At 59.6% G+C, this 3,832-nt stretch carries 4 protein-coding genes and 2 tRNA genes; 1 reads left to right on the top strand and 5 read right to left on the bottom strand.

Going from position 1 to position 3,832, the window contains the following annotated elements:
* From BN1130_RS21460 to BN1130_RS02030, 3 genes are all read right to left on the bottom strand, one after another.
* Positions 1-143 (bottom strand): GTP-binding protein (locus tag BN1130_RS21460; protein WP_232301910.1); only part of this gene is annotated, 143 nt, incomplete at its 3' end.
* A gap of 172 nt (positions 144-315) precedes the next feature.
* Positions 316-390: transfer RNA gene (locus BN1130_RS02035), tRNA-Gly, on the bottom strand.
* A gap of 38 nt (positions 391-428) precedes the next feature.
* A tRNA-Tyr gene (locus BN1130_RS02030) sits at positions 429-513 on the bottom strand.
* A gap of 259 nt (positions 514-772) precedes the next feature.
* Between BN1130_RS02030 and coaA the strand changes: the two genes are divergently transcribed.
* Entirely contained in the window at positions 773-1,711 is a 939-nt protein-coding gene (gene coaA, locus BN1130_RS02025; protein WP_005897673.1) for a type I pantothenate kinase, read from the top strand.
* A 53-nt stretch (positions 1,712-1,764) separates the two neighbouring features.
* Here the strand turns inward: coaA and birA are convergent, their stop codons facing one another.
* A complete protein-coding gene (gene birA, locus BN1130_RS02020; protein WP_042039946.1) occupies positions 1,765-2,730 on the bottom strand; it encodes a bifunctional biotin--[acetyl-CoA-carboxylase] ligase/biotin operon repressor BirA in 966 nt (321 codons plus the stop codon).
* On the bottom strand, positions 2,727-3,764 hold the full coding sequence (gene murB, locus BN1130_RS02015) for a UDP-N-acetylmuramate dehydrogenase (protein ID WP_042039945.1): 1,038 nt from the start codon (positions 3,762-3,764) through the stop codon (positions 2,727-2,729). The genes birA and murB overlap by 4 nt, the downstream gene beginning before the upstream one ends.
* Between the last annotated feature and the right edge of the window lie 68 nt (positions 3,765-3,832).

Here is a 3,832-nt window from a genome sequence, read left to right as displayed (position 1 = left end):
TCGAAGGCGAAGGCTTTACCGCCGTAGTGCTTGGCCAGCACGTTGGTGATGGCGGCGGTCAGGGTGGTTTTACCGTGGTCAACGTGGCCGATGGTACCCACGTTTACGTGCGGTTTATTACGTTCAAATTTTTCTTTAGACATGATCGACCCTCTAAACTAACGCTGAGTACGCAGTGGCAAGCTAACCACAGAACAGTTTATATGATGGATTTGAATTGGGTGGGGAAGAGAAGCGGGTACTGACAGGCCGATTTGAACTGCCGACCTCACCCGAGGCATGGCTCCTGGCATTGCCTGAGCCATATCAGCATCTTGGAGCGGGCAGCGGGAATCGAACCCGCATCATCAGCTTGGAAGGCTGAGGTAATAGCCATTATACGATGCCCGCATTTCTCTAACCCAAAGCACTCAAACCGCAGAGAAATATGGTGGAGGGAGAAGGATTCGAACCTTCGAAGGCAGAGCCGTCAGATTTACAGTCTGATCCCTTTGGCCACTCGGGAACCCCTCCGTACTCGATTGTCACAACGGTAATTCTGCTTGCACCCGCTGCTTTGTCGCTTTTGCCTGGCAAATGGACGACAGACATCTAAGCGTCGCGCATTTTATTGTAAGGTTTTTAGCGATGCAACTGTTGCGGTTGGCAAAATGGCGATTATTGCCATGTTCCCGCCAAAAAAACGGCCCTGCCCTCACGATCCCGACGCGTCCCTTGTCGCTCTCCCCCCCTTGGTGTATGGTCGCCCTGCCCCAAAAACAGTGATGAGCCCATGACGACAGAGCACAATCCCTATCTGCAATTCACCCGCGAACAGTGGGCTGTGTTGCGCGATGCGGTCCCCCTGACCCTGACAGAAATCGATCTCAAAACCTTGAGAGGCATCAACGAGAAGGTGTCACTGCGGGAAGTGGAGGAGATCTATCTGCCGTTGTCACGGCTGCTCAATCTCTACGTCAAGGCCAAGCAGCGCCGTAGTCGGGTGCTGGAGCAGTTTCTCGGCCAGTCCAGGGGCAAGGTGCCTTATGTGATCAGCATTGCGGGCAGTGTGGCGGGGGGCAAGAGCACCACGGCTCGTATCATGCAAGCCTTGCTGGAACGCTGGCCCGAACACCCCAGGGTCGAGCTGGTCACCACTGATGGTTTCCTCTATCCCAACAAGGTGTTGGAAGAGCGTGGGCTGATGCGCCGCAAAGGCTTCCCCGAATCCTATGATATCCGTCGTTTGGTGGAGTTTGTTGCCAACATTCGCGCCGGTCACGAACGGGTCGAGGCCCCCGTCTACTCTCACCTCATCTATGACGTATTGCCCGATGAGACCAAGGTGGTGGAGCAGCCAGACATCTTGATCCTGGAGGGGCTCAATGTGTTGCAAAGCGGCATGGATTACCCTCAGGAGCCGCATCGGGTGTTTGTCTCCGATTTCGTCGATTTCTCCATCTATGTGGACGCCGATGCCGAGCTGTTGCGCACCTGGTATATAGAACGCTTCCTCAAGTTTCGCAGCGGCGCCTTCTCGGATCCTGACTCCTACTTCCACCATTACGCCCAGTTGGCCGAGAGCGAAGCGACCCGGATTGCCAGCAACATATGGCAAGAGATCAACCACCTGAATCTTGAAGAGAACATACTGCCCACCCGGGAGCGGGCCAACCTGATCCTCACCAAGGGTGCAGAGCACGCCATCGAGCAGATCAAGCTGCGCAAATAGCGAGAGGGGGCCAACGCCCCCTCTTTCCATTTCGGCAAAGCACAGTGTTCGCCTCAGTCCCCACGGCGCAGCGACAACTCCCCACCCAGATAGAATTTGATCCCTTCAGCGGTTTCCAGCCGCAAGGCGCCGCGATCATCGATGCCGCGTTCGATGCCACGGATCTCCTGTTCCCCCATCAGCAGCCGCACCGGCCGACCCGCGAAGTGATCGAGCCGGTTCCAGTCAGCAACGAAGTCGCCGAGGCCCGACTGCTCGAACCTCGCCATGGCCTGCTGCAGCGAGGTGATGATCCTGGCGGCCAGCAGGTTACGATCGAGCAGTTCCGGCTGGATATGGCGCAGCTCGGCCCAGGCCTGATCGATCTTCTCCCCCTCCCGCTCCGGCATGGCTAGATTGAGGCCGATGCCGATCACCAGATTGCAGCTCGCACCCGCGCTGCCGCTCATCTCCACCAGAATGCCTGCCAATTTTCGGCCTTGATAATAGAGGTCATTCGGCCATTTCAGCTCGACCCCGTGATAGCCGAGGGATTCGAGCGCCTCGACCACAGCCACCCCAACCGCCAGACTCAGGCCCATGGCCGCCGCCATCCCCTGCTCGAGCCGCCAATACATGCTGAGCAGCAGTTGGCAGCCAAAAGGGGAGACCCAGGGCTTGCCGCGACGGCCCCGACCCGCAGTCTGGCACTCGGCCAGGCAGCATTCGCCGGATCTCAGACTCGCCACCCGATCCAGCAGATATTGGTTGGTAGAATCGATGACGTTGTAGACATGGACGGGGGCCAGCGGTATCGCCGATTGCAGCTGTGCCTGATCGTAAAGGGCAAGGGGACAGGCGAGCCGATAGCCCTTGCCCGTCAGGCTGAACAAGTCCAACCCCAGCCCCTTGAGGGCCGCCATGTGTTTGCTGACGGCGGCGCGGCTGATGCCAAGCTGTTCGCCAAGCTGTTCGCCGGAATGGAACTGGCCATCGCTGAGCAGGCCGATCAGGGTTTGTCGAATGGGCGTCAGGCTCATAGCAGCACCTCGTCGAGACAAGTCTCGCCACGGGCGCCCATGAAGCGCACCTCATGCTCGAGCAGGACACCGAAGCGCTGCTGCACACTCTCACGCACATGAGCGGCCAGGGCGATCAGCTCGACGGCGCTCGCGCCGCCCCGATTGACCAGTACCAGGGCTTGCTGACCATGAACCTGGGCGCCGCCGATGGCGAACCCCTTGAGTTCACACTGGTCAATCAGCCAGCCAGCGGCCAGCTTGCACAGCCCCTCTCCTGCCGGATAAACGGGCAGAGTGGGCCAGGTCGCCTTGAGGCGTTCAGCCTGAGCGGTGGGCACCACGGGGTTCTTGAAGAAGCTGCCGGCATTGCCGAGCACGGCCGGATCAGGCAGCTTGGCCATGCGGGTGGCACAGACCACATCGAAGATGGCCTGTGCACTTGGCGCCTCCCCCAGGGCGCCGAGGGGGCCATAGCCGAGCACAGGCACCCAGGCCTTGGGCAGCGCCAGTCCCACCGCGATGATCAGGTGACTGTCCTGATAGTCATGCTTGAAGATGCTGTCGCGATAGCCGAACTGACAGGCATCGGCGGGGATCCGCTCCTGCTCGCCGGTGTGCCAGTTGAAGGTATCCACATGGCGGCAGAAGGAGGCAAGCTCGACGCCGTAGGCACCGATGTTCTGCACCGGTGCAGCACCAACCGTGCCCGGGATCAATGCCAGATTCTCCAACCCCGGCATGCCCTGGGCCAGGGTGTGGCAGACCAGCTGGTGCCAGGATTCACCGGCGGCCACATGCAACAACCAGTGATCGCCACCATCCTCTACCTGAATGCCGAGCAGGCGGTTATGCACCACCACGCCGTCGAAATCACAGGTGAACAGCAGATTGCTGCCGCCTCCCAGTATGAGTCGGGGCAGCCCCAGAAATTGAGGATCGGCGGCCAAGGATGACAACTCATCCACCTGATGGATCTCGGCCAGCCAGCGGCAGTGAGCCTGAAGGGAGAAGCTGTTGAGGGTGGACAAGTCGGCGTGGGCGGTGAGTTTCATCTGCGGATCCCGGCAATAACAGGCCGCCAGTCTACCTCAACTCGATAGATGACGAGAAATCCCCCGCT

This window comes from Aeromonas rivuli (genome assembly GCF_000820045.1).
Taxonomy (GTDB): domain Bacteria; phylum Pseudomonadota; class Gammaproteobacteria; order Enterobacterales; family Aeromonadaceae; genus Aeromonas; species Aeromonas rivuli.
Note: the sequence above shows the minus strand (reverse complement) of the source record. Positions and strands in the feature narration are given on the sequence as shown.